This window comes from Streptomyces sp. NPDC044984, from assembly GCF_040646935.1.
GTDB lineage: Bacteria > Actinomycetota > Actinomycetes > Streptomycetales > Streptomycetaceae > Streptomyces.
Genome location: NZ_JBEZBE010000104.1, coordinates 1 through 2,139, shown reverse-complemented (window position 1 = coordinate 2,139; position 2,139 = coordinate 1). Strand labels below are relative to the sequence as shown.

General features: G+C 72.8%; 1 protein-coding gene. It reads right to left on the bottom strand.

Annotated elements, in window-relative coordinates:
- Positions 1 to 2,139, bottom strand: a 2,139-nt coding sequence (locus AB0A94_RS38635; RefSeq protein ID WP_361751712.1) for a polyketide synthase dehydratase domain-containing protein, incomplete at both ends; no start/stop codon positions are given.

Sequence of the window (2,139 nt, the reverse complement as noted above, 5' to 3'; positions counted from 1 at the left end):
CGTGCTCGACCACCAGATGCCGGGCCACCACACGGCCCAGACCACCCGTACCCCCCGTCACCAAAACCGTGCCCTCAACCCCATCCCACACGGACACAGCCGAAGCACTCCCCTCGGAGGACACCCGCGCCAGACGAGGCACCAACACCTCACCACCACGCACCGCGACCTCAGCCTCGGCCTCACCCACCGCCAGCACCGCACCCAGCAGTTCGGCCGACAACACCACACCCGGCTCGACGTCCAGCAGACCGAACCGGCCAGGATGCTCCAGCCAGGCGGAACGCACCAGTCCCCTGACCGGGGCGTCCGTCAGTTCGCCCGTGCCGTCGGACGCACCGACGACGAAGATCAGACGGGACGCGGCGAACCTCTCGTCCGCCAGCCAGTCCCGCATGAGGTCCAGGGCCCGAGCGGCCGCCTGGTGCGCCGACTCGACCACGTCCGACAGGGAGCTCGTCACGGCGACCAGCACCGTGCCGGGCACCTCGTTCGCCGCCAGTGCCCCGAGGTCGCCGGCGATGACCAGACCGTCCGCGTCGGCGCCGATCACAGCGAGGATCTCGTCACCGAGCAGTGCGACCGGTTCCGGGGACCGGGTGCCGGTCGCGGCACGGGCGGGCACCCAGTCCACGTGGTAGAGGGGCCTCGCGCTGTTCCCGGATCCACCGTCGGCGGCCGAGGCGGACCGCACGACGAGGGACTCCACCGAGGCCACGGGCGCGCCGGCCGGGTCGACCAGCTCGACGGTCAGGGAGTCGTCACCGGTCCTGGTCAGCCGGACGCGCAGTGCCGAGGCGCCGGACGCGTGCAGGCGCACGCCCTCCCAGGAGAAGGGCACACCGCCGAGCGGGGTGTCGTCGCCGTCTTCGCCGGTGAAGGCGAAGGAGGCGTGCAGGGCGGCGTCGAAGAGCGCGGGGTGGAGCCCGTAGGTGCCGCCGTCGACGTCGTCATTCAGCGCCACCTCGGCGAAGACCTCGTCACCCCGGCGCCAGGCGGCGCGCAGGCCCCGGAAGACCGGCCCGTAGCGGAGGCCCGCTTCGGCCAGTACGTCGTAGCAGCCGGTGACGTCGACCGGTCGGGCGTCCTCCGGGGGCCACACGGACGCGTCGAAGCCGGAGCGCACGACGGTCGTCCCGTCGGTCAGCGTGCCCGAGGCATGCAGGGTCCAGGAGCCGCGGTCGTCGTCCGCGTCGTGTCGCGAGTGAACGGCGACGCTACGGCGCCCCGCCTCGTCCGGCTCGCCGACGGTGACCTGGATGCGGGTGCCGCCGTGGTCGGGCAGCACCAGCGGTGCGGAGAGGGTCAGCTCCTCGACCGTGTCGCAGCCGACCTCGTCGGCCGCGCGGATCGCCAGCTCCAGCAGGGCCGTGCCCGGCACCAGCACCGAGCCCCGCACCGCGTGGTCGGCCAGCCACGGCTGTGACTGGAGCGACAGCCTGCCGGTGAGCACCACCCCGTCGACGCCCGCCAGTTCGACGGCCGCGCCCAGCAACGGGTGCCCCGGGGTGCCGAGGCCCGCGAGGCGGATGTCACCGGTGCCGGTGACGGATCCGGCGGGCCAGAAGTACTCGTGCTGGAAGGCGTAGGTGGGCAGGTCCACGGGGCGGCCGCCGGTGCCGTCGAGCACGGCGGCCCAGTCGGCGTGGCCGCCGCGGACGTACAACTCGGCCAACGCCCGCAGGGCGGTCGTGATTTCCTCACGGTCCTTGCGCAGCAACGGTACGAGGAGGGCGTCGTCGCCGGCGCTCTCGCGGGCCATGCCGCTCAGCACACCGTCCGGACCCAGCTCGACGAACCGCGTGACACCCTGCTCAGCCAGGAAACGGACACCGTCGGCGAAGCGCACGGCCTCACGGACATGGGTCACCCAGTACGCGGCGGAAGCGAGCTGTTCGTCACCGGCCAGCACGCCCGTCACGTTCGAGACCACGGGGATACGGGGCGCGGCGAACGACAGTCCCTCCACGACCGTGCGGAAGTCGTCCAGCATCGGTTCCATCAGCGGCGAGTGGAAGGCGTGCGACACCCGCAGCCGGGACACACGACGCCCCAGCCCGCGGAACACCTCCGCCACGGCCTCCACAGCGGCCTCGGCACCGGAAATCACGAGGGAGAACGGGCCGTTGACGGCCGCGA